This window comes from Sphaerochaeta sp. (assembly GCA_022482495.1).
Lineage (GTDB): Bacteria > Spirochaetota > Spirochaetia > Sphaerochaetales > Sphaerochaetaceae > RUG023.
In genome coordinates this window covers 202703-224781 of the sequence record JAKVPA010000002.1, presented here as the reverse complement: position 1 = coordinate 224781, position 22079 = coordinate 202703, and the positions used below count along the sequence as shown (strand labels likewise).

The window sequence follows — 22079 nt, the reverse complement described above, 5'->3', positions numbered from 1 at the left end:
CCAAAAAGTTTCAAGAGTCTTACAAAGTAATGTGAACATTTCAAGAAAATTGTTGCTAACTTCTCGATTAAAACGCTTAATAATGTGAATACGGTAATAATATAAGATTAATAGGAATATTATTCTTCAGTTTTAACAAATTCCCTTGCATGACCGACAAGCTTCCGAACGACCCGCTTCTGGGCATCCTCGCACCCGTTCCACGGTTTGTCGAAGTTCTCCGTCTTGTACTTCTCCGTCATCCAGGTCACCTCTCCCTGCAGTCTGGTGAGGTTGTCCATCTCCACCTGGGTGATCAGATGGACGAACGAGGCGCGGTCGGCGGGAGAGAGCGCGTCGCGGGAAATGGTGAGGAGCCGTTGGAAATGGGGGATGCAGAACCCTTTGGAATGGGCAAGGGCGTCGCGGAATTCCGGGTCCGACCCGAACAGACTGGCCGTGGTGTACAGGTACCGGACCTCCCGCTCCTCGATCTGGTGGCAGATCAGGCAGTGGGGGGCGCGGGACGCGACCGCTTTGCCGAACGCCTTCCACCGCCTTGTCCAGCTTCCGGCCCGCCTTGGCGGAAAGAAGTCCTTCCAGCGAGGCTTTCCAGGCGGCGCGGTCCGCCTCCAGGTAGGTCTCGGCCATCAGGCCAAGTCCCTGCGGTTTGCCTGCGGCGATCAACGCCTCAAAGTGACGGGGACAGAATCCGTTCTCATTGACCTTCACCCGGGTTTCCGGGTTCATCACCGACGGGCCCAGGTAGAACCGTACGGCATCCGCCTCACTCTCCGCCTTCAGGTCGCAGAGGAAGCATTCCCCACCCGCCTTCAGGGCATCCCATACCGGGATGGTCTCCAACTGCACCTTCATCTGTTCCTCCGGATATAAAACGGCCCATGGGGGATACCCATGGGCTGGTGGTCATCAGCGCTTGGCCAGCGCTTCGGCGACTTCAGCGATGTGCGGCGCGGTGAATCCGAACCGTCCGGTCAGGTAGGAAAGCGTCCCCACCTCACCGAATTCCTCGCCGACATTGACGAAATCCATCTTCACCGGGTTGGTCTTTGCCAGGTACGCGGCGATCTCCTCGCCGACGCCGCCAGGATAGCGGCCGTTCTCACAGACCAGAATGCGGCCTGTCTTGGCGGCAACCTTGGAAACCAGATCGGTGTCCAGCGGCCGGATGGTATGCAGGTCAACCAGCGTCGCCTTGATGCCCTTCTCCGCCAGGAGCTTCACCGCTTCGGTTGCGGCGTTGACCATCACCTCACCGGTGGCGAAGATGCCAAGGTCCTCCCCCTCGGACAGGACAATGCCCTTGCCCAGCTTGATCTCCGTCGTCCCGACAGGATAGCGGTAGGTGTTGGTCTTCCGGCCGGAGCGGGTGTAGGAGATTTTTCCGCTCTCGTACACCTGCCGGGTCAGCTCGTACATGCTCTGCTTGTCACTGGGGTCGATGATGATCACCCCGGGGACCTGGCGCATCAGGCCGATGTCCTCAAACGGCATGTGGGTGCCGCCGTTGTACTGGGCCAGCACGCCGGGATCGCTGCCGATCAGGTGGATCACCTGGTGGGCATAGCCGACGGAGATGTAGAACTGGTCGAACGCACGCCGGCTGGCGAAGCAGCCGAAGCTGTGGACGAACGGAACCAGACCCATCGAGGAGAGGCCCGCCGCCACGGCGACCATGTTGGCTTCGGCGATGCCACAGTTGTAGAACCGGTCGGGGTACAGCTTCTGGAAGCTGGTGCTCCCGATGCAGGAGGAGAGGTCGGCGTCCAGAAAGACGATCTCCTTGTGCTCCGCGGCAAGGTCATTGACCGACGCCATCAGGGCGTCACGCATAAACGGAATGTCTTTGGTGTCTCTCATGCTTTCACCCCCTCCCGGGCGTACAGTGCGGCGACGGCTTCTTTTGCCTGCTGTTCATTGAACGCCATGCTGTGGTTCTTCGTACTGTTCTCACCAGGGATGTACCCATGGGATTTCTGTGTGTCCATGATGATCATGTGCGGCCGTCCCGGCTCCGCCTTGGCGTGACGCACGGCGTCATCGATCTGGCGGAAATCATGGCCGCAGATCCGCTGCACATGCCAGCCGAACCCGAGCCACCGCGCGTCGATGTTGTCCATCGAGACGATGTCCTCCGTCGGACCGTCCAGCTGCAGGCGGTTGAAGTCGGTGAAGGCGATCAGATTGTCCAGCTTCCACTGGGCAGCCGTCTCCGCCGCCTCCCACACTTCGCCTTCCTGGCTCTCGCCATCCCCGATGACGACGAACGTATGGGCGTCGATGTGTTTGATCTTCTGTCCCAGGGCGATGCCCACCGCCGCGCTGATCCCCTGCCCCAGCGAGCCTCCGGTGAAGTCGATGCCCGGGGTCTTGGTCATGTCGCAGTGGGACGGAAGCTTGGTTCCGCCCTGGTTGAGCGTCATCAAAAGCTCCTGCGGAAAATATCCTTTGCTGGCAAGGGTGGCGTAGACGGCCGGGCCGGCATGCCCCTTGCTGCAGACGAACCGGTCACGGTCCTCTTTCTTGGGGTTTTTCGGATCGATACGCATCTCATAGTAATACAGGTAGGTCAGCAGTTCGACGATGGACATGCTGCCGCCGATGTGCCCGGAGCCGAAATGACCGATCTCCATGATGGTCAGCTTGCGGATCTCCAGCGCCTGTTGTTTGAGTTTCTCTACATCAAGCATTCGCAACTCCTCTTGTTTCCAAATCCAATCGGATTCCAGTGTACCACGTTTTCTCCATCGTATCACCTGGACGACATTTTTCCAGTGGTACGGCAACAAAATGTTGACAGGTTTCCAATTAGTTGCTAGTATCAATAATTGTTAATATCAAATATTTATCCGAGGTGGGTATGGTGGACTTCTGCGCCTTACGGCGCCTGATCGTGGATATCCAGAAAATCGAAGACGACATCCAGCGGAAATACCAGCTGACGTTCATGCAGGCATCCCTGCTCTGCGCGCTGGAACACGGGTACGAGGATGGGAAAAGCATCGCCTGCCAGATGCGGCTTTCCCCTTCCCGGATGACCCGGCTTCTGGATGTCCTGGAACAGAAAAAGTTGGTGGTGCGCTCCAGCTCCCCGGTGGACCGGCGGAACAACGTGGTGTCCATCACGGAGGAAGGCGAGAAAGCCCTTTCCTTGATAAAAAGCAGTGATGTGGCCATCCCGGCGTATATCAACCAGATGCTCACAAAAGGAGAAACGGAATGAGTGGCAAGACCTATGTGGTGGTGGGAGGAGTCGCCGGCGGCGCGGGTGCCGCGGCGAGATTACGGAGACTGGATGAGGACGCGACCATCATCCTGTATGAGAAGGGGCCGTACGTCAGCTTCGCCAACTGCGGGCTTCCCTACTACGCCGGAGGCGTCATCCAGGACCGGGAACGGCTGCTTGTCACCCCTCCCGCGACATTCACCGATGTGTTCGGCATCCAGCTTCACACCGACACGGAAGTGACGGCCATCGACCCCAAGGGGAAAACCGTCACGGTGAAGGGAAAGGACGGGAAAGAGCAGAAACAGGCGTATGACGCGCTGGTGCTCAGTCCCGGCGCCAAGCCGTTCGTCCCGCCGCTTCCCGGCGTGGATGACCCGGCCGTCCTGACGGTACGGAACATTCCGGACATCGACCGTGTGGTGGCCACGATGAAAAAGGCCAAGAAAGCGGTGGTCGTCGGTGGTGGGTTCATCGGTCTGGAGATGGCGGAGAACCTTTCGGAGAAAGGCATCGCCGTCACGTTGGTCGAGGCCGCCCCGCAGTGCATGACGCCGCTGGATTACGACATGGCGGTGTTCGTCCATCAGGCGCTGCGCAGCCATGGGGTCGAGCTCAGGCTCTCCAGCCCCCTGCAGAAAATCGTCCGAACCGGGGATACCGTACAGGTGGTGCTTCCCGACAAGACGATCAGCGACGTCGATCTGGTGATCCTCTCCATCGGCGTGATGCCGGATTCCCACCTGGCAAAAGAGGCGGGACTCACCGTGGATGCGAAAGGGATACATCTGGTCAACGAGAAGTTCCAGACCAGCGATCCGTTCATCTGGGCCATCGGGGACGCCATCGCCTTTCCTTCTCCGTTCACCGGAAAACCGTGGGCCGTGGCCCTGGCGGGACCGGCCAACAAGATGGCGCGGCTGTGCGCCGATTCCATCGTGCTGGGCAAGCCCACCACCCCATACCCGGGCACCTACGGCGCGTCGGTGGCCAAGGTGTTTGACCTGGCGGCGGGAAGTGTCGGAATGAACGCACGTACGGCGGCCAAGGAAGGGTTGACCTTCGGAGTGGCCGTCACCCACACGCCGGACCACGCGTCCTACTACCCCGGCTCCACCCAGCTGACGGCGAAGATCGTCTATGAGAAGCCGTCCGGCAAGCTCCTGGGCGGCCAGGTGGTCGGCTACCATGGGGTGGACAAGAAGATCGACGTGCTTTCCGTACTGCTTTCCCATGGCGGGACGGTACGGGATCTGGAGTCGTTCGAACAGGCCTACGCGCCTCCGTTCAACAGCGCCAAGGACACGCTGAACATGCTGGGCTTCATCGCGTCCAACGATCTGGATGGCCTGGACCATCTGGTCGACTGGCAGCAGGCGAGGAGATGGTGAAGAACGGCGCGTACCTGGTGGATGTCCGGACGGCGATGGAGTATTCCCTCGGTTCGATCAGCGGGGCGGTGAACCTGCCCCACGCGTCCATCCGGGAACACCTGGACAAGCTGCCCAAGGACCGCCCGATCGTTCTGATGTGCGCCATCGGGCTCAGGGGACACATTGCGGGACGGGTGCTCTTGCAGCATGGGTTCACCAACGTGGTGAACGTCACCGGAGGATACAAGAGCTGGCATGCCGTCATCGCCGACAAGGAAGCGATGACGATCAAGGAGGAACCGAAGATGGAAGCAAAAGGAGACGATTCGCTGACGCTGGACGCCTGCGGCCTGCAGTGCCCCGGCCCGATCGTATCACTGAAACAGAAGATGGACTCGCTGGATGTCGGCGAGCGCCTGATCGTCAAGGCGACCGATCCCGGTTTCCGCAGTGACGTCAAATCGTGGTGCCAGATGACCGGCAACACGCTGGAGGGCGTGACGGAAGACGGAGGCATCATCACGGCATCCATCAAGAAGGGAGAGCAGAAAGAGGCGTGTTCCATCCCGGTCTGCACCAAAGCGGCGACGATCATCGTCTTCTCCAATGATTTCGACCGCGCCCTGGCGGCGTTCGTACTTGCCAACGGAGCGGCGGCATCCGGAAAACCGGTGACGATGTTCTTCACCTTCTGGGGGCTTTCCGTCCTCAGGAAGAAGCCGGACCATCGGGTGAAGAAGGACTTCATGGGCAAAATGTTCGGCGCCATGCTTCCCAAGAACATGGATGACCTGTCCCTCTCGTCGATGAACTTCTGCGGCATGGGGCCGAAAATGATGAAGGGCCGGATGAAGAAGAAACAGGTCGACCAGCTCAAGACGATGTTCCAGACGGCCAAGCAGAACAACGTGCGGTTCATCGCCTGCCAGATGTCGATGGACATCATGGGCATCACCAAGGACGAACTCCTGGACGGCGTCGAGGTCGGGGGAGTCGGCACCTACATGGGAGAAGCGAGCAAAGGAGACGTCAACCTGTTCATCTGAGACAACACAAGGCCGCCATTCCGGCGGCCTTGCTCCTGTAAGATCCATGCAACCGCATGGATTTTTTTTACCGACCAAACAGGTAGTCGTTCAACAGGTTGTTCAGGTACTCCTGCTTCCCGCTGACCAGCCTGCAGGGCGCGTGCATGCCGTGCTCGGCCAGCTGGGCGAAATCCAGCTTTCCGTCCTCGAACTGCCTGCCCAGTCCGGTGTCGTACGAGGTGTAGCGGTCCGTAACGAACTTGTCAAGCTTGCCGTCCTGGATGATCCGGTAGGCGATCTCCAGACCCAGGGCGAACGAGTCCATCCCTCCGATGTGGGCGATGAACAGGTCTTCCGGATCGGTGGAGTTGCGCCGACGCTTTGCGTCGAAGTTCAGTCCGCCGGTGTGCAGTCCTCCGCTGCGGAGGATCACCAGCATGGCACGGGTCGTCTCGTACACATCCGACGGGAACTCGTCGGTGTCCCATCCGTTGAACCGGTCTCCCTGGTTGGCGTCCACCGAACCCAAGAGGCCGTTGTCGGCGCACACCTGCAGGTCATGGTCGAACGAGTGACCGGCCAGCGTGGCGTGGTTCGCCTCGATGTTGCACTTGAAATCCTTCTCCAGCCCGAACTCCCTGATGAACGCAATGGCCGTCTGGGCATCGTAGTCGTACTGGTGCTTGGTCGGTTCCATCGGCTTCGGTTCGATGAGGAACGTCCCGGTGAACCCAATCTTCCGTCCGTAGTCACGCGCCATGGCAAGGTACCGGCCCAGATGCTCGCGCTCCCGTTTCATGTTGGTGTTCAGAAGCGTCATGTACCCTTCCCGGCCTCCCCAGAACACGTAGTTCTGGCCACCGAGCTGCACGTTGACGTCCAGGCTGGTCTTCACCTGCACGGCGGAGCGGCAGAGGATGTCGAATTCCGGGTTGGTAGCCGCGCCATTCATGTACCGGGGATGGCTGAACACGTTGGAGGTGTTCCACAGGAGCTTCACCCCGGTGGCCTTCTGCCGTTCCAGAAGCCAGTCGGCCGTCTGGTGGTAGTTCTCCACGTACGCTTCCGCGCTGTCCCCTTCCCATGACGCATCCACATCATGGAAACAGTAGAACGGCGTGCCCAGTTTGGTGATGAACTCGAACGCGGCGTCGGCCTTCTTGCGGGCCTTGGCCTTGGGATCCGGGTCGTCCCATGGGAACTGCAGCGTCCCGCTGCCAAACTGGTCGGTGCCGTTGGCGCAGAAACTGTGCCAGTATGCCGTGGCGAAGCGCAGATGCTCGGCCATCGTCTTGCCCCCGATCTTCTTCTTTGCGTCATAAAAATGGAACGCAAGCGGGTTCTGTGACTCCTTGCCTTCATACTGGATCTTCTTGATGCCGGGGAAATACTCCCGGTCTCCGACAAAATAGTCCTGCATCCTGTACCTCCTCAGGAAAACAACGGAGCGAGGGTGTCGCTGTAGCGGAGGAACCGATGATACGCCTCATCGTACGCCGCCTTCGCTTCCCGCTCCGGCACACATGCCTTACGCGTGTCCATCCGGACATGCCTCGCCACGATGGCTGCGAGGTCGCCTCCTTCCTTCCCGGACGCCCAGAGCGCCTGGATTGCCGCCCCGAACGCAGCACTCTCCCCGATGACCGGTACGGTCACCGGAAGGGAGAACACATCACTTACCATCTGGCGCCAGATCGGGCTGTTCGCCCCTCCTCCGGTCAGGACGATCGAGGTGGGGGTGAACCCCAGCGCGACGAACGCGTCCATGCCGTAGCGAAGCGAATAGACGGCGCTTTCCAACGCCGCCCGGGCGATGACGCTCTTTTTCATCGTGTCCAACGTGAAACCGGCCAGCACCGCCTTGCCGTTGGGATAGTTCGGGGTACGTTCCCCGTTGAAATACGGCAGCATCGTCACCCCGCGGGCTCCGATCGGCTCGGTGGCCGCCATGCCGTCCAGCGTGACGACGTCCAAGTCGAACAAGGACCGTACTTCCTCCGTCGCCACGGTGCAGTTCATCGTGCACAGCAGGGGAAGCCAACCACCGGAGGAACTGCAGAAACCGGCGAGACATCCCGATGGATCGGCGATGGGCTTGCCGCTGTAGCCGAACAACGTTCCGCTGGTTCCCATGCTGACCGTCATCACCCCCTGGCTGACGCATCCCGTGCCGATGGCCGCCATCATGTTGTCCCCGCCGCCGGCGGAGACCACCACGCTTTCATCCAGCCCCAGCTGGAGCGCCGCCTTGGGCGTCAGGTTCCCGATCACCTGGGAGGAAGGAACCAGCGGGGGAAGCAGCGCGTCCCAATTCGCCTCCGGGTCGATGGCCTGGAGCACCTGGGTGGACCACGTCCTCCGGCTGATGTCGAACAACGCAGTCCCGCTGGCGTCTCCCGGCTCCATCACATACCGGCCGGTGAGATAATAGTTCACGTAATCGTGGGGAAGCAGGATATGGGCAAGACGACGGAACAGGTTTGGCTGGTGCAGCTTCATCGCGAAGATCTTCCCCGCCGTGTAGCCGGGAAGGATCTGGTTGCCGATCAACGCAAAGACCGCCTTGGCCCCCCCCAGTTTTTCGGTCAATTGGGCGCATTCCTTGGCTGTCGAGGTATCGCACCACAGTTTCACCGGAGCGATGACTTCCCCGTTGGCATCCAGCGGCACGAAGCCGTGCTGCTGCCCGGAAACCCCGATGGCGGTGACGCGCTTGCGGATTTCCCCAGGAATCTGGGAGAAGCAGGACTTCACCGCGTCGGTGAACCAAGACGCCTCCTGCTCCCGCGTCCCGTCATCCTTGCTGACCAGCGCGTAGGACGCCGATGCCTTGGCGACGACCGCCTTTTGCTCAGGATCGTAGCAGACCAGCTTGGTGCTCTGCGTACCGACATCCAATCCTGCCGTAATACCCATCACGTTGCCTCCATCGTATCACACCCGCTCCTGACGTTTTCCTTGATGAAGATCAAGGGGGAGAGGATCAGGTTGCGGTTTTTTCCCATGAATCCATTGGTTCCATGTTGCTCAATGACGGCCTCAAACAACCGTTTGACCCCTTGGTACCCTTGGTCATACGGCCATTGGGTCACCGTTGCGTCAATGACACCATCCTTCAGATAGCGCACCGTATCCGGGATGTCATCAAATGAGAAGACATGCGGCTTGTTGGGAAGCCCGCTCTCCTCCAAGGCGCGGCAGACGCCGTAGACGCCTCCCGCGACGATGAACACCGTCGTCACCTCCGGATGCAGGGGAAACAGCTTGCTGGCCACCTGGTAGGCGACGACGTTGTCATCCAGCGTCTGTTCCTTGCCAACCACCTCAAACGGAATGCCTTTCTCATGCAGTTCATCCAAAAACCCTCGGATGCGTTCGTTGTGGCCGAAGATGTCAAATGATCCGGTGAACACCAGCACCTTCTGCGGCGTGCGCTCCATCATGGAGAGAAGCCCCGCCGTCGTCTTGCCTGACTTGTAGTAGTCCGTTCCCACGTAGAACAATCGTTTGGACGAGGGGACATCGGTGTTGATGCAGGCCACCGGGATGCCTTGGTCGACCAGCGTGTCGATCTTCTGGCGGATCTCCTGGGAGTTGATCGTCGTCAGGAGCAACGCGTTGCACCCCTCTTCGATCAACTCATCGATGCCCTTCAGGTGTTTTTCCCCATCAAAGCCCCGCAGGTGCTTGATGGTCAGCGAAAGCCCGTAACAGGAGAGTTCCTTCTGCGCGGCCACCAGACCGCTCATCACGTCACGAAAGAAATCGTTGCCCACATCAGGGAGCAGGCATCCCATGCGGGTGGGACGCTTGCGCGCCGCAAGCAGGACGCCGGCGGCGTTGGCGTGGTATCCCAGTTCGGCGGCGACCTGCATCACCAGGCGGACCGTCTGGGGATTCACCCCCGGTCTGCCGTGCAGGACCCGATCCACCGTCCCACGGGAAAAGCCTGTCTTCTCTGCGATTTCCTTGATGGTCACCATGGCGTCTCAGTCGTTCTTCCTTCGTTTCTTGGAAAGGACGTCAAAGATGACCGCTGCGAGCAGTACCAGACCTTTGACCGCCTTCTGCCAGTTCGCGTCGATTCCCAGAATGGACATACCGTTGTTCAGAACGCCCATCAGAAGCGCGCCGACGATGGCGCCCCCCACCGTTCCCGAACCACCGTAGGCGCTGGCGCCACCGATGAAACAGGAACCGATGGCATCCATCTCGTACGACGTACCGGCCGACGGCGTGGCGCTGTTGAAACGCGCGCAGCAGACCAGGGCCGCGATGGCGGAGAGGAAGGCCATGTTGGTGTAGGCGAAGAACAATACTTTGTTGGTGTCAATGCCGGAAAGAATGGCAGCTTTCTCATTGCCGCCCATGGCGTAGAAATACCGGCCGGGAACCGTCCTGTTGGTGAAGTAGCCATAGACGAAGATGATCACGGCCAGCCAGACCAGCACGATGGGAAGGCCTTTGTGCAGGCCGAGCAACGTGGCGAACGCCATGGCGAACGCGCAGATCAACACCGTCTTGGTGATCATCGCCCCGGAACTTTCCGTGGCATAGCCCTTGCGGATCTTGTCCTTGCGGCTGGCGATCTCGCTGATCACGTACAGGATGCAGATCACCCCGGCGACAGAGAGGGAGACGGTCATCTGCAACGCGTCGTTGTCCGACTCCGGAATGTAGCTGGTGAACAGCCTGAGGTAGTTCTCCGGGAATGGGGAAATGGTCAGTCCGTTGAGGATGACGTTGGCAAGTCCGCGGAACAACAACATGCCGGCCAGCGTGACGATGAACGGCGGGATGCGGACATAGGCGATCCAGTAGCCCTGCCAGGCGCCCAAGAGGATGCCGAACAGCAGGCAGATGATGATGGCAAGGTAGATGTTCATCCCCATGTTGACGATCAACGTACCGGCCACCGCTCCGACCAGACAGACGATCGAACCGACGGAAAGGTCGATGTTCCCACCGGTGAGGATACACAGCAGCATGCCGACGGCCAGGATCACCACGTAGGCGTTCTGGTTGATCAGGTTGGAGATGTTCGCCGGAGCGAACAAGGAACCTTTTCCTTCAGCCCTGATCAAAATCTCAAACAGCACCATCACGGAGACCAGGGCGAGCAGAATGGCGTTCGTCCTGATCCCTGATTTCTTTTCAATCTTTCCTTCCATCTAAGTTCACTCTCCCTTTTTCACTGTTGAGGATCATGGTCAGGATCTTCTCCTGGGTAGCTTCCTCGTGCGTCAATTCTCCGGCGATCCGACCTTCGCTCATCACGTAGATCCGGTCGCACATCCCCAAAAGTTCCGGCATTTCGGACGAAATCATGATGATTGACTTGCCCTTCTCCACAATGGAGTTCATCAGGCAGTAAATCTCATACTTCGCGCCGACGTCGATGCCGCGGGTCGGTTCATCCAGGAACAGGATGTCCGGCTCGGCGAACAACCACTTGCCCAGCAGCACCTTCTGCTGGTTTCCGCCGGACAGGTTGCTGACGATCTGCTCATGGGAAGAGCATTTCGTCCCCATTTCCTTGATGTACTTCTTCGCTTCGTTGACTTCCATGTCCCGGTCAATGGTGATCTTCCGTCCCTTCTTGACGATCTTGTACAGGCTGGAGAGCGTCGTGTTGGTGGTGATTGGTTCCGGCAGAATCAATCCGTTGCCCTTGCGGTCCTCCGTCACGTAGCTCAGCTTGTGCTCGATGGCTTCCTTGGGGCTCTTCATCACCACTTCCTTGCCGTTGATGTACGTATGGCCGGTGATGTTGGTGCCGTAGCTGTGGCCGAACAGGCTCATGGCGAATTCGGTGCGGCCGGCGCCCATCAGTCCGCTGATGCCCAGGATCTCCCCTTTGCGGAGCGTGATGGAGATGTCGTTGCACACCTTTTTGTCGTGGTAGGTCGGGTGGTACACCGTCCAGTCCTTCACCTCGAAGACCACCGGCCCGATGTTGGGGACGCGCTGGGGGAAGCGATGGGCCAGATCCCGCCCCACCATGGCGTTGACGATGGTCTTTTCGTCAAAGCCTTCCTCCTTGGTCATCTCACGGATCACCGCGCCGTCACGCATGATGGTGACCGAGTCGGCGCAGTAGGCGATCTCGTTGATCTTGTGGGAGATGATGATGGAGGTCATCCCCTTCTTCTTGAATCCCAGCAACAGATCCAGCAGATGCTTGCTGTCCTCTTCGTTCAGCGACGCCGTAGGTTCGTCCAGAATGAGCAGCTTCACGTCCTTGGCCAGCGCCTTGGCGATCTCCACCAACTGCTGCTTCCCTACCCCAAGATCCTTGATCAACGTATGGGAATTCTCATGCAGGCCGACCAGCTTGAGATACTGGTCCGCTTTCCCGTACGTCTCGTTCCAGTCAATGTTGAATTTCGTTCCTTGCTCGTTGCCAAGGAACATGTTCTCTCCGATGCTGAGCATGGGGACCAACGCCAACTCCTGGTGGATAATGACGATCCCCGTCTTCTCACTGTCCCTGATGCTCTGGAATGCGCATGGTTTCCCGTCGTAGATGATCTCCCCTTCATAGGAGCCGAATGGGTAGACTCCGCTGAGGACCTTCATCAACGTTGATTTGCCGGCGCCGTTCTCCCCGCAGATCGCGTGGATCTCTCCACGACGAACGCTCAGGCTGACGTCGTCAAGCGCCCGGACGCCGGGGAACGTCTTGGTGATGTGTTTCATTTCCAGGATGATGTCATCCATCTCTACTCCCCTTCATGGAAGACAGGTGGGCGGGGTGACCCCACCCACCTGAATGATGAACCAATTTGGTTGTTATTTCAGACCAATCTGAGCTTTGGTGTAATAGCCGCTGTCCACCAGCAACTCGATGATGTTGTCCTTGCTGGCATAGACCGGTGTGCACAGGTAGCTCGGGATGATCCCGGTGCCGTTGTCGTAGGTCTTGGTGTCGTTGATCTCAGGCTTGGATCCTTTCATCAACGCATCGACCATTGCGACCACTTTCGCCGCCAGCGTGCGGGTGTCCTTGAATACGGACATCGACTGGGTTCCGGCAAGCATGTTCTTGACGGAGGTAACGTCGCAGTCCTGACCGGTGACGACCGGGAAGTTGTCCTTGGTGTATCCGGCGCCAACCAGCGCGTTGGTCACACCCTGGGCAGTGGAGTCGTTGGAGCAGAGCACGGCATCCAGACGGGTTCCGTTCGGGCCGTACTTGTTGGAGGTGATCAGGTTCTCCATACGCTTCTGGGCTTCCTCAGTGGACCAGTTGGGCGTGGAGCACTGTGCCCGTTCCGTCTGGCCGGACAATACTTTGATCTTCCCGCTCTTGATGTACGGGGTCAGGATCGACATGGCGCCGCCCCAGAAGAAGACGCAGTTGTTGTCATCCGGAGCTCCGGTGAAGAACTCCATGTTGACACTGTCGGACCGGGTGTCCAGCTTCAGCGCGTCACGAATGAACTCGCCCTGGATGACACCGACGCCGAAGTTATCAAACGTGGCGTAGTAGCTCACCGCGTCGCTGTTCATGATCAGACGGTCATAGGCGATGACGGGGATGTTCTTCTTCTTGGCTTCCTTCAAGACCTCGGTCAGGGAGGATCCATCAATGGATGCGATGACCAGCACGTCATCCTTCAGGATCATGTTCTCAACCTGGTTGACCTGGGTCGGAATATCATTGTCGCCGGCATACTGCAGGTCGACCTTGTATCCGGCCTTTTCCAACTCGGCCTTCATGTTGCTTCCATCCTGGTTCCATCTCTGCAGACTCTTGGTGGGCATTGACACACCAATGGTCTTCACGTTCGACGCAGTGCTCTCTGTGGAGCCCTGGGCGAACACCATGCTCATCGCCATCAGGGCGACCAGCAATACCACAAGTCCTTTTTTCATCCTTTTTCTCCTTTTTCGTGCTCGAGCACGTTTCCACTATCTAGTACAAACCCGAAACCAGCATCTGTCAATCTTTCTTTCCTATGGTTTGCGGATATTCCCTGAAAAACCCATACCTGGCCCAATCCGCCAGCATTCGCGCAAGGTGCACGCATATCCCCCCTACAGCTTGAGGACTCCGGCCTGTTTCGCTACAATGGCTTTCGTCACATCGGAGGAGTCATTGTCATGAGAATGTCCACTATGTTCGCAAAAACCTTGCGGGAAGCTCCCAACGGGGCAGACTGCAAAGGATATGAGTACCTGCTCAGAGCCGGATTCATCAACCAGATGAGCGCGGGCCTGTTCAGCATGCTGCCGTTCGGATTCCGCTCCAACACCAAGATCGAACAGATCATCCGCGAGGAGATGGATGCCATCGGAGCGCAGGAAATGTTGATGCCGGTGGTCAACTCCGCCGATATCTGGAAGGAAACCGGCCGGTTCTACAGCATCGACAAGGAAATGTCACGGTTCAAGGACCGTGTGGGACGGGACATGGTTCTGGCGATGACCCACGAGGAAGCGGTGACGGACGTCGCCGTGGATGAGATCGACTCGTACAAGAAACTCCCCCAGCTGGTCTATCAGATCCAGACCAAGTGGCGTGACGATCCCCGCCCCCGCGCCGGGCTGATCAGGGTACGGGAGTTCACCATGCTGGACTCCTACTCGTTCGACAAGGACGCCGAAGGGCTGGACAAGGTGTACGCCGAGCACTACAAGGCGTACTTCCGGATCTTCGGACGGTGCGGGCTGCCCGTCGTCGCCGTCGGCGCGGACTCCGGCATGATGGGGGGGAAAAGTCTCCCATGAGTACATGTACCTCTCCCCGATCGGAGAAGGACACCATCGTCCTCTGCCCTGCGTGCGGCTACACGGCCAACCGCCAGGTAGCCAAGTTCAAGAAAGAGTACCTGCAGGAAGACCCCAAGCCGATGGAAAAGGTCAAGACTCCGGATTCCAAGACGATCGACGAGCTGTGCGCGTTCCTGAAGATCGACAAGACGAAGACGGCCAAGGCGCTGTTCATGGTGGGCACGTACATCGATCCCACCAACGGCGCCGAACAGGACAAGTTGATCGTCGGCCTGGTCCGTGGCGACATGGATATCGAGGAGAACAAGCTGCAGAACGCGGCCAAGTGCAACTCGATGCGTCCCGCCCACCCGGAGGAAATCCTCGCCGCCGGCATGGTGCCCGGCTTCGGCTCCCCCATCGGCGCCAAGGAAGGGGTGGTGAAGATCATCGACGACTCGGTGGCCAACAGCAACAACCTGGTGGCCGGCGCCAACGAAGAAGGCTACCACTACCTGAACACCAACTACGGACGGGATTATGATGGTCAGGTGGCGGACATCGCCAGTGCCGCCGAAGGCTATTTCTGCCCGGTCTGCGGAGCTCCGCTCAGGGTTTCCAAAGGCGTGGAAGCGGGCAACATCTTCCAGCTGGGGACCCGCTACAGCGCGGCGATGAACCTGTACTTCCAGGATGAGAACGGCGAGCGGAAACCGGTGATCATGGGAAGCTACGGCATCGGGGTCGGACGCCTTCTGGCGTGCCTGGCCGAGGAATACCATGATGACGCCGGGCTGGAACTGCCCATCACCGTGGCGCCGTACCAGGTACACTTCGTCAGTCTGGCAAAGGATCCCGAAGTGGGAGAAAAGATCTACCAGGAACTGGTCGACGCCGGCATCGAGGTGCTGTACGACGACAGGAAGGAATCGGCCGGCGTCAAGTTCAAGGACGCCGATCTGATCGGACTACCCATCCGCATCACCATCGGAAACCGCAGCCTGCAGAACGGCAAGGCGGAAGTGAAGCTGCGCCGGGATCTGTCCACCACGATGGAATTCGACCTGGACAACCTGACGGCAGAAGTGAAGGATTTGATCACCAAGCTGACCAAGGAGATCACCGACAAGATGGTCGTCAAGGAGTGGAGGAAGCGCTGATCCTTCCACCAGCAATCCATCCGGTCCCAACGGACCGGATATTTTTTTTGGGCATGCAGCAACGTTCTCCCACCTGGACTACGTCATCGCCTCTTGCCGGCTCTCCGCCTTCATCCCCAAGAGCAGACCTTCATTCGTCCCAGAACACACTCTCATCGAACAGATGGTCAAACCGGCTTCGCCGTTTGTCCTGACGATAATGGACGATGGCAGAGAAAAGAAGCACGACAGATCCGGCCATTGCAAGATAGGCGAACAGATCGGGGAAGCGTGTGTAGAACGTCAGGCCCCTGCTTCTGCCCCAGGGGCACTTCGTACAGCCGCCATCCTTTGGTGAACGGCTCCATCGGGTCGATGATCTTCCCGGAGGGAGTGACCAGGCAGGTGATGCCGCTGTTCGTTCCCCGGATCATCGGCCTTCGGTTCTCCACCGCCCGGAAGACGGCCAACCCGAGGTGCTGCATCTCGGCGGCCACCGAACCGGACCAACTGTCGTTGGTCAGGTTGACCAGCATGTCGGCGCCGTTTCGGACGAACGTGGCGTTCAGCGACCCGAAGATATCCTCGAAGCAGATCGGCGTGGAGAAGCGGACGCCGTCGTAGGAGAAGACGGTGGCTTCCGTCCCCTTCTCCCACCACTTGTAATCGTTGGCCTTCAGCAGGGCGTACAAGGCAGGGGAATTCTTTCTCATAGGGGAAGTACTCGGTGAATGGCACCAGGTGCTGCTTGCGATATGTGCCAAGGATGTTTCCGCCCCCGAACAGAATGACGGTGTTGTACGTCTTCCAGTTCCACGACCCATCTTCCAGGAACGGGGGAAGATCCTTGTCCTTGACCAACCCTTCCGGGTTTCCCGTCACCAGCGGAACGGGAAGGCTCTTGCCGAAGCTGACGAAGTCATCCACCAGCTGGGATGTCAGATAGTTGCTGGGGTGTTCGGTGTGCCAGGAGACGGACGGAACGAACGCCGTCTCCGACCAGAGGATCATGTCAGGCTTTGCCTGGAGCGCTTCCACACTGGCATTCTTCAGCACCTGGTAGTTGGCCTTGTATGTCTCGTACCCCCCTTTCCAGCTGTCGGCGGAGTGCTGGACGGCGGCGATGCGGAACGTCCGGGACGGAGTGGCTTTCTCATAGTGATGGTACGATACCAAGCCGAAGACCAGCTGGAAGGCAACCAACACCGCGTAGACGACCATATCCACACGGCTCTCCCTGAGCGTAATGCGGCGATTCAGAAACGAGGCGATCCAGCTCTGGGGGGCGGCCATCAAGAAAACCAGGCCCCACACCCCGGTGATGGAGACGATCTGGATCAACACCGGGTAGGCGTAGAACGCAGAGGCGAGGTTGCCGTACGGATAGCCAAGGAAGCCCTGCTGCGTCAGAAACGAATAGGTGACGTACAGCAGCGTCTGCAGGAGATACCCTCGCCTCCGTGGCAACGTATGCCCCAGCTTAAGGATGGGGAACAACAGCAGGTACTGCAACGCTTCCAGCGACGGGGCGATCAAAATGGCCAGGGGATGGAACGTCTTCAGCCAGTAGTTGTACACCAGGTAGAAGACGAAACCGTAGATGGCGCCCTCCAGCCAGACGACCCGCCAATGGGCCCGGTCGATCACCCAGAAGAAGGGGATCATCGTGAAACAGGCCAGGAACCCCCACCCTGCCGCATTGAGAAAATTGGGGAACGCCAGCGCATGGAGGAACGCCGCTCCGATCAAAATCCCCGTCTCACCCAAAAATCTCCCCACTTCCCGCCAAAACCGTCTCATGCCTTCCAACGTACTGATCTTTGGGAAAAAGGAAAAGGGAGGGTTTCCCCTCCCCGATGGAACGTTTCAGTCCCTCACGTCTTTTCCGCCTTGTTCAGCGCGGCGACCAACGCCAGGGCGTCCTTCTCGGAAATCAGGCCTTGGCTGAAGTCCACCACCGCCCGAAGCGGCATGGTGGTCATCATCTGCGCCACCATCTTGTCCGTACCGGCAGCGGCAAGCGGACTGTGCGACAGGCGATCCATCACCAGCTTCCGTCCCAGTGGATGGTTCATGATCTCATCCATCGGCGTATTCAGGGAGAACACCTTGGGAACCGGGCGAGTCGAAGCGACACGCACTTTCGCCGACAAGGGAAGATCCCGGGAAGAGAATCCGACGTGGATGACGTACTCCCCGGTCGGAACCCGCCAGTCTTCGATCCGTGGCTCGAAATAGGCGAACGAACGGTACCCCAATGTGAAGGAAACGGTTTTCCGTTCTCCCGGCTGCAGTTCCACCTTGGCGAACTCCTTCAGTTCCCGTACCGGCCGGATGACCTCGTTGCTGGTATCCTGGACGTACAGCTGGACGACACACTTGCCACACCGCGCCCCGATGTTGGTCACGTCCACCGTCACGGTGACGCTCCCGGTATCCTGGATCGCGCTCTTGTCCACCCGAAGGTCGGTCAGCCGGAACGTCGTGTAGGACAGTCCGTGGCCGAAGGGGAACAGCACCGGCATCTTCCGTGCGTCATAGTACCGGTATCCGACAAAGACTCCTTCCCGGTAGTCCACCTCTCCCTGGGCGCCGGGGAAGTTCAGGTAGGCCGGTGTGTCCTCCAATCGGAGCGGGAACGTCTCGGCAAGATGGCCCGATGGGTTGTCCACCCCATACAGGATGTCCGCCATCGCCTTGCCGGAGGCCTGTCCTCCCAGATAACCTTCGACGATCCCTTCGGCTTGCCCGACCCAGGGCATCTCCACCGGTGAGCCGTTGGAAAGCACCACGACGAGGTGGGGGTTCACCTTGGCCAGCGCGGTGATCAACGCGTTCTGGTTGGGAGGAAGCTGCATGTGGGTACGGTCGTACCCTTCCGACTCATAGGCATCCGGCATGCCCGCAAACACCACCACCTTCTGGTGGGTCGCAGCCAGTTCCAGCGCCTTGGCCACCGCGGCGGGATCCTCGGCGTCCGAATCAACGGAGAACCCTTCGGTGAACGTAATCTTTCCCAGCTTCTCCATGCAGGGCAATGCCGCTTCGATCTGGGTGGGATGGACGTGGGAGCTTCCGCCACCCTGGTAGCGTGGCGTACGGGCGAACGGCCCGACGACCAGCACCGTCTCGTCGCTTCCCAACGGAAGGATCTCGTTCTGGTTCTTCAACAGGACGATGCACTCCTTGGCGATTTCCGCGGCGAGGAGATGGTGGCTGGAAAGATCGCAGGTGGCCTTGGGATCCAGATGCTTCGCCCCAGCGTAAATCAGTTCCAGGACATGGGCGACGGCTTCATCCAGCGTCTCCAGGGGGAGTGTCCCTTTCTTCACCGCCTGGATGATCTTCTTGTCGTTCAGTCCGTTGTTTCCCGGCATTTCCAGATCCAGTCCGTTGATGAGTCCCGCCACCCGGTCGTTGGTGGCGCCCCAGTCGGACATCACCAGCCCCCGGTACTTCCAATCGTCCCGAAGGACGTGACTGCAGCGTGTACGGATGCTCACAGGCGTACGACCCGTTGATCTTGTTGTACGAGGCCATGATGGTCCACGGCTTCGCTTCCTTCACCGCCGTCTCGAACGCAGAGAGGTAAATCTCCCGGAGCGTCCGTTCGTCGATGTGCTCGTCGATGGTCAGCCGGTGGTCTTCCTGGTTGTTGGCGCAGAAGTGTTTCAGCGACGTCCCCACGCCCTCGTCCTGCATCCCTTTGATGTACGCTGTGGCGCACTGGGTAGCCAGGAACGGATCCTCGGAATAATACTCGAAGTTTCGTCCGCAGAGCGGCGAGCGCTTGATGTTCACCGCAGGTCCCAGCACGACGGAGACCCCTTCCGCCTTGGCCTCATCCCCCAGCGCCTTGCCAACCGTGGCAAGGACCTTCCGGTCCCACGAGGAGGCCAGCGTCGCGCCGGAGGGGAAACAGGTGGCGGGGATGCTGTCATCCGGGCCGAACGGCTGGGGGTTCTGTTTCTGGGTCCTCAGTCCGTGCGGACCGTCAGAGACCATGATGGACGGAATGCCCATCTTCTCGTACGAAACCAGGCGCCACCAATCGGCACCGCTGACCAGACGCGCTTTCTGCGCCAACGTCAGCTTTGAGAGCCACTGCTTCACGCGTTGTTTCATTGTTTTTCTCCTTGTTGCTTGTTCTTTGCGGCGACTTCCATCGCTTTGGCATGGGTGAAATCCCATGGTTCATAGATTTTGGGAACATCGTTGATCAACCGTTTGGTGTAGCTGTCCTGGGGATGGAGGATCGCCTTGTCCGGCACGCCGTGCTCGACGAACTTCCCCCGTTCCATGATGTACACCGTATCGGACACATAGTAGGCCAGACCGATGTCGTGGGTGATGAAGACGATGGTCATCTTGGTCCGGTCGCGCAGGGCCATCAGCATGTCCAGGATGGTGGCCCGGGAACAGGCGTCGATCATCGAGGTCGGTTCGTCGGCGATCAGAATCTTCGGCTGCATCAAAAAGATCCGGGCGATCATCAGCCGTTGCATCTGCCCTCCGGAGAGCTCGAACGGATACTTGTTGGAGATCTCGTCGTAGGGAAGATTGACGAACTGGCAGGACTGCCGCATCTCGTCGGTCATCTGCTCCCTCGGCACTTTTTTCCCGGACCGGAGTTTGACGCAGTCGGCCAGGACGGTGTCCACCCGCTTGAAGATGTTGAACGTGGAGAACGGATCCTGGAAGATCGCCTGGATGTTCCTCCAGTACTCCTTCTTTTTCCGACGGGAGGAAATGTCCCTTGGTTTTCCTTGGAAATAGATCGTGCCGCTGGTTGGGGTGAGAAGCCCCAGCACCATCCGGGCCAGCGTCGTCTTGCCGCTTCCGCTTTCCCCGACGATGGAGACCACCTCCCCTTCGTGGAAATCAAAATCCACGTGGTCGACGGCCGTCACCTTCCGGGAACCGGAGCCAAAAACCCGGGTCAGCCCCCGGGCGCTGAGAAACAGCTTCGCTTCAGTGTTCTGATCCATGGTGGTTCTTCTCCTTCAGTGTCTGGACATCCAGCCGGCACCGGTAGGACCGGTCGCCTCCGGCTTCCCGCATGGCGATGGGCCCCTGGCTGCATTCCTCCGTAGCGTACGGACAGCGGGGGGCGAACCTGCAGCCTTGGGGTGGATGCTTCAGGTTGGGTGGCACCCCGGGAATCGCCTGGAGTTTGTGCCCCCGCACCCCTTCTTCCGGAACAATGATCGACTCCATCAGGCCGGAGGAATAGGGATGCAGGGGATCGAACACCACCTCCCGTGCGTTTCCCCGCTCCACCAATTGGCCGGCGTACATCACCATGATGTCATCGGTGATGTTGTACAGAAGCGGCAGTTCGTGGGTGATGAACACCATGGAGCGGATGAACCCTTTCTCCATCAGCTGGAGGAGCAGCTTGATGACGATCTTCTGCGAGGTGACGTCCAGCGCCGATGAGGGTTCGTCGGCGATCAACACCTTGGGGTTGAGCATCGTCGCCACGGCGATGACCACCCGTTGCTTCATGCCGCCGGACAGTTCCACGGCGTGCTGCTGCAACACCTGGGGGAAAAGTCCCAGTACGGAGAAACGTTCCTCCGCCTTCTCTTTGATCTCCGCCTTGCTCAGCGTGGGATCGTGGGCTTTCATCACGTCCTCGATGAACCGGATGATCCGTAGCGTGGGATTCAACGCGTTCATCGCCGCCTGAGGGATGTAGGCGATCTCCCGGCCCAAGACGTGCTTGTGGATGTATTCGGGATCCAGGGTGCTGATGTCGTTTCCGTCAATGATGATGTTCCCCTTCTGGTAGAACAGCGGCGGGAAATAATAGCCCATCACGCTCATCGCCAACGTGCTTTTTCCGCACCCGGATTCCCCGGCGATCCCCAGGCTCTTGCCATCCATCAGTTCAAAGGAGACGTCATCCACCGGGATGACCTTCTCCCCTTGGCGTGTCTTGTAATAGGTGGTCAGATGCTTCACTTCCAACAATGGTCGTTCCATGGCTAGCTCCTCAACTGGGGGTTGAACACCTGGTCAAGCCCGGAGTTCATCAGATTCAGCGAAAACGTGATCAACGCGATGGTCAGCACCGGGGGCAGAAACGCCCACCACGCTCCGGTGGACAACGCGTTGAAGCTTACCGCCCAGTTCATCATCAGCCCCAGGGACGCCACGTTCTGCGGCCCCAACCCCAGCATGGACAGCGACGCCTCGGAGAGAATACCCGAAGCGATCTGCAGGATGAAGGCCATCATCACGTAGGATGCCACGTACGGCAGGATGTCCTGCAGGATGATCATCACCGTACTGTGCCCGGAAAGCTTGGACAGGTTGACGTGGTCCCGCGTCCTCAGCGACGTCGTCTGGGCCCGTACGGCTCTTGCCGTCCACGGCCAGCTGGTGATGCCGATGACCAGCGCCGTGGTCATCGGGGTGCGGGAACTGACGCTGACGGAGATCAGAATCAGAATGACGAACGACGGGATGACGATGAAGATGTTGGTAAGCGAATCCAGAATATTGTCCAGCACCCCCCCCGACGTAGCCGGCGAAGAGTCCCACCACCAGACCGATGATGGTGGCGATGACGCCGGCAAGGAAGCCGATCAAC

The 22079-nt window shown here is 59.2% G+C and carries 20 protein-coding genes; 5 read left to right on the top strand and 15 right to left on the bottom strand.

Features of this window, described 5'->3' with window-relative positions:
- Positions 1-132: 132 nt before the first annotated feature.
- From LKE28_03705 to LKE28_03695, 3 genes are read right to left on the bottom strand one after another with little or no spacing between them, the layout of a single operon-like run.
- Entirely contained in the window at positions 133-855 is a 723-nt protein-coding gene (locus LKE28_03705; GenBank protein ID MCH3907358.1) for a DUF6062 family protein, read from the bottom strand.
- A 54-nt stretch (positions 856-909) separates the two neighbouring features.
- On the bottom strand, positions 910-1860 hold the full coding sequence (locus LKE28_03700; protein MCH3907357.1) for a 1-deoxy-D-xylulose-5-phosphate synthase: 951 nt from the start codon (positions 1858-1860) through the stop codon (positions 910-912).
- Complete coding sequence (locus LKE28_03695) at positions 1857-2690, bottom strand: transketolase (protein MCH3907356.1); 834 nt, start codon at positions 2688-2690, stop codon at positions 1857-1859. Before LKE28_03695 ends, LKE28_03700 begins: the two co-directional genes overlap by 4 nt.
- A gap of 170 nt (positions 2691-2860) precedes the next feature.
- On the opposite strand from LKE28_03695, the gene LKE28_03690 reads away from it, so the two are divergent.
- The 3 genes from LKE28_03690 to LKE28_03680 are packed head-to-tail and all read left to right on the top strand — an operon-like array spanning position 2861 to position 5645.
- Positions 2861-3223 (top strand): MarR family transcriptional regulator, encoded by a 363-nt coding sequence (locus LKE28_03690; GenBank protein ID MCH3907355.1) that lies wholly within the window; start codon positions 2861-2863, stop codon positions 3221-3223.
- On the top strand, positions 3220-4617 hold the full coding sequence (locus LKE28_03685) for an FAD-dependent oxidoreductase (GenBank protein MCH3907354.1): 1398 nt from the start codon (positions 3220-3222) through the stop codon (positions 4615-4617). The genes LKE28_03690 and LKE28_03685 overlap by 4 nt, the downstream gene beginning before the upstream one ends.
- On the top strand, positions 4611-5645 hold the full coding sequence (locus LKE28_03680; protein MCH3907353.1) for a DsrE/DsrF/DrsH-like family protein: 1035 nt from the start codon (positions 4611-4613) through the stop codon (positions 5643-5645). Before LKE28_03685 ends, LKE28_03680 begins: the two co-directional genes overlap by 7 nt.
- Before the next feature lie 67 nt (positions 5646-5712).
- Here the strand turns inward: LKE28_03680 and xylA are convergent, their stop codons facing one another.
- The 6 genes from xylA to LKE28_03650 form a co-directional block, all read right to left on the bottom strand.
- The gene (xylA, locus tag LKE28_03675) at positions 5713-7047 is read right to left on the bottom strand and encodes a xylose isomerase (GenBank protein MCH3907352.1); all 1335 of its coding nucleotides are present in this window, start codon (positions 7045-7047) and stop codon (positions 5713-5715) included.
- Positions 7048-7058: 11 nt separating this feature from the next.
- Positions 7059-8543 (bottom strand): xylulokinase, encoded by a 1485-nt coding sequence (gene xylB, locus LKE28_03670; GenBank protein MCH3907351.1) that lies wholly within the window; start codon positions 8541-8543, stop codon positions 7059-7061.
- Positions 8543-9610, bottom strand: coding sequence for a LacI family DNA-binding transcriptional regulator (locus LKE28_03665; protein ID MCH3907350.1), 1068 nt, complete (start codon positions 9608-9610; stop codon positions 8543-8545). The genes xylB and LKE28_03665 overlap by 1 nt, the downstream gene beginning before the upstream one ends.
- A 6-nt stretch (positions 9611-9616) precedes the next feature.
- A complete protein-coding gene (locus LKE28_03660; GenBank protein MCH3907349.1) occupies positions 9617-10798 on the bottom strand; it encodes a sugar ABC transporter permease in 1182 nt (393 codons plus the stop codon).
- Entirely contained in the window at positions 10782-12347 is a 1566-nt protein-coding gene (locus LKE28_03655) for a sugar ABC transporter ATP-binding protein (GenBank protein MCH3907348.1), read from the bottom strand. Before LKE28_03655 ends, LKE28_03660 begins: the two co-directional genes overlap by 17 nt.
- Before the next feature lie 72 nt (positions 12348-12419).
- Positions 12420-13505: a sugar-binding protein gene (locus tag LKE28_03650; protein MCH3907347.1), complete on the bottom strand. Its 1086-nt coding sequence runs from the start codon at positions 13503-13505 to the stop codon at positions 12420-12422.
- A gap of 228 nt (positions 13506-13733) precedes the next feature.
- On the opposite strand from LKE28_03650, the gene LKE28_03645 reads away from it, so the two are divergent.
- Together LKE28_03645 and LKE28_03640 are read left to right on the top strand one after the other, a co-directional pair.
- Positions 13734-14360 carry a hypothetical protein gene (locus LKE28_03645; GenBank protein ID MCH3907346.1) on the top strand — a complete coding sequence of 209 codons (627 nt, stop codon included), beginning with the start codon at positions 13734-13736 and terminating at the stop codon, positions 14358-14360.
- Positions 14357-15502, top strand: a complete 1146-nt coding sequence (locus LKE28_03640; GenBank protein MCH3907345.1) for a His/Gly/Thr/Pro-type tRNA ligase C-terminal domain-containing protein — start codon at positions 14357-14359, stop codon at positions 15500-15502. The genes LKE28_03645 and LKE28_03640 overlap by 4 nt, the downstream gene beginning before the upstream one ends.
- Before the next feature lie 282 nt (positions 15503-15784).
- Here LKE28_03640 and lnt read toward each other — a convergent pair whose 3' ends face one another.
- The 6 genes from lnt to LKE28_03610 all read right to left on the bottom strand — a co-directional run bounded on the left by lnt (position 15785) and on the right by LKE28_03610 (position 21999).
- Positions 15785-17281 carry an apolipoprotein N-acyltransferase gene (gene lnt, locus LKE28_03635; GenBank protein MCH3907344.1) on the bottom strand — a complete coding sequence of 499 codons (1497 nt, stop codon included), beginning with the start codon at positions 17279-17281 and terminating at the stop codon, positions 15785-15787.
- 74 nt (positions 17282-17355) lie between these two features.
- A complete protein-coding gene (locus tag LKE28_03630) occupies positions 17356-18858 on the bottom strand; it encodes a glycoside hydrolase family 3 C-terminal domain-containing protein (protein ID MCH3907343.1) in 1503 nt (500 codons plus the stop codon).
- The gene (locus tag LKE28_03625) at positions 18776-19606 is read right to left on the bottom strand and encodes a hypothetical protein (protein ID MCH3907342.1); all 831 of its coding nucleotides are present in this window, start codon (positions 19604-19606) and stop codon (positions 18776-18778) included. The genes LKE28_03630 and LKE28_03625 overlap by 83 nt, the downstream gene beginning before the upstream one ends.
- Positions 19603-20469, bottom strand: a complete 867-nt coding sequence (locus LKE28_03620; GenBank protein ID MCH3907341.1) for a dipeptide/oligopeptide/nickel ABC transporter ATP-binding protein — start codon at positions 20467-20469, stop codon at positions 19603-19605. The genes LKE28_03625 and LKE28_03620 overlap by 4 nt, the downstream gene beginning before the upstream one ends.
- On the bottom strand, positions 20453-21469 hold the full coding sequence (locus LKE28_03615; GenBank protein MCH3907340.1) for an ABC transporter ATP-binding protein: 1017 nt from the start codon (positions 21467-21469) through the stop codon (positions 20453-20455). Before LKE28_03615 ends, LKE28_03620 begins: the two co-directional genes overlap by 17 nt.
- A gap of 2 nt (positions 21470-21471) precedes the next feature.
- Positions 21472-21999 (bottom strand): ABC transporter permease, encoded by a 528-nt coding sequence (locus LKE28_03610; GenBank protein ID MCH3907339.1) that lies wholly within the window; start codon positions 21997-21999, stop codon positions 21472-21474.
- Positions 22000-22079 lie beyond the last annotated feature (80 nt).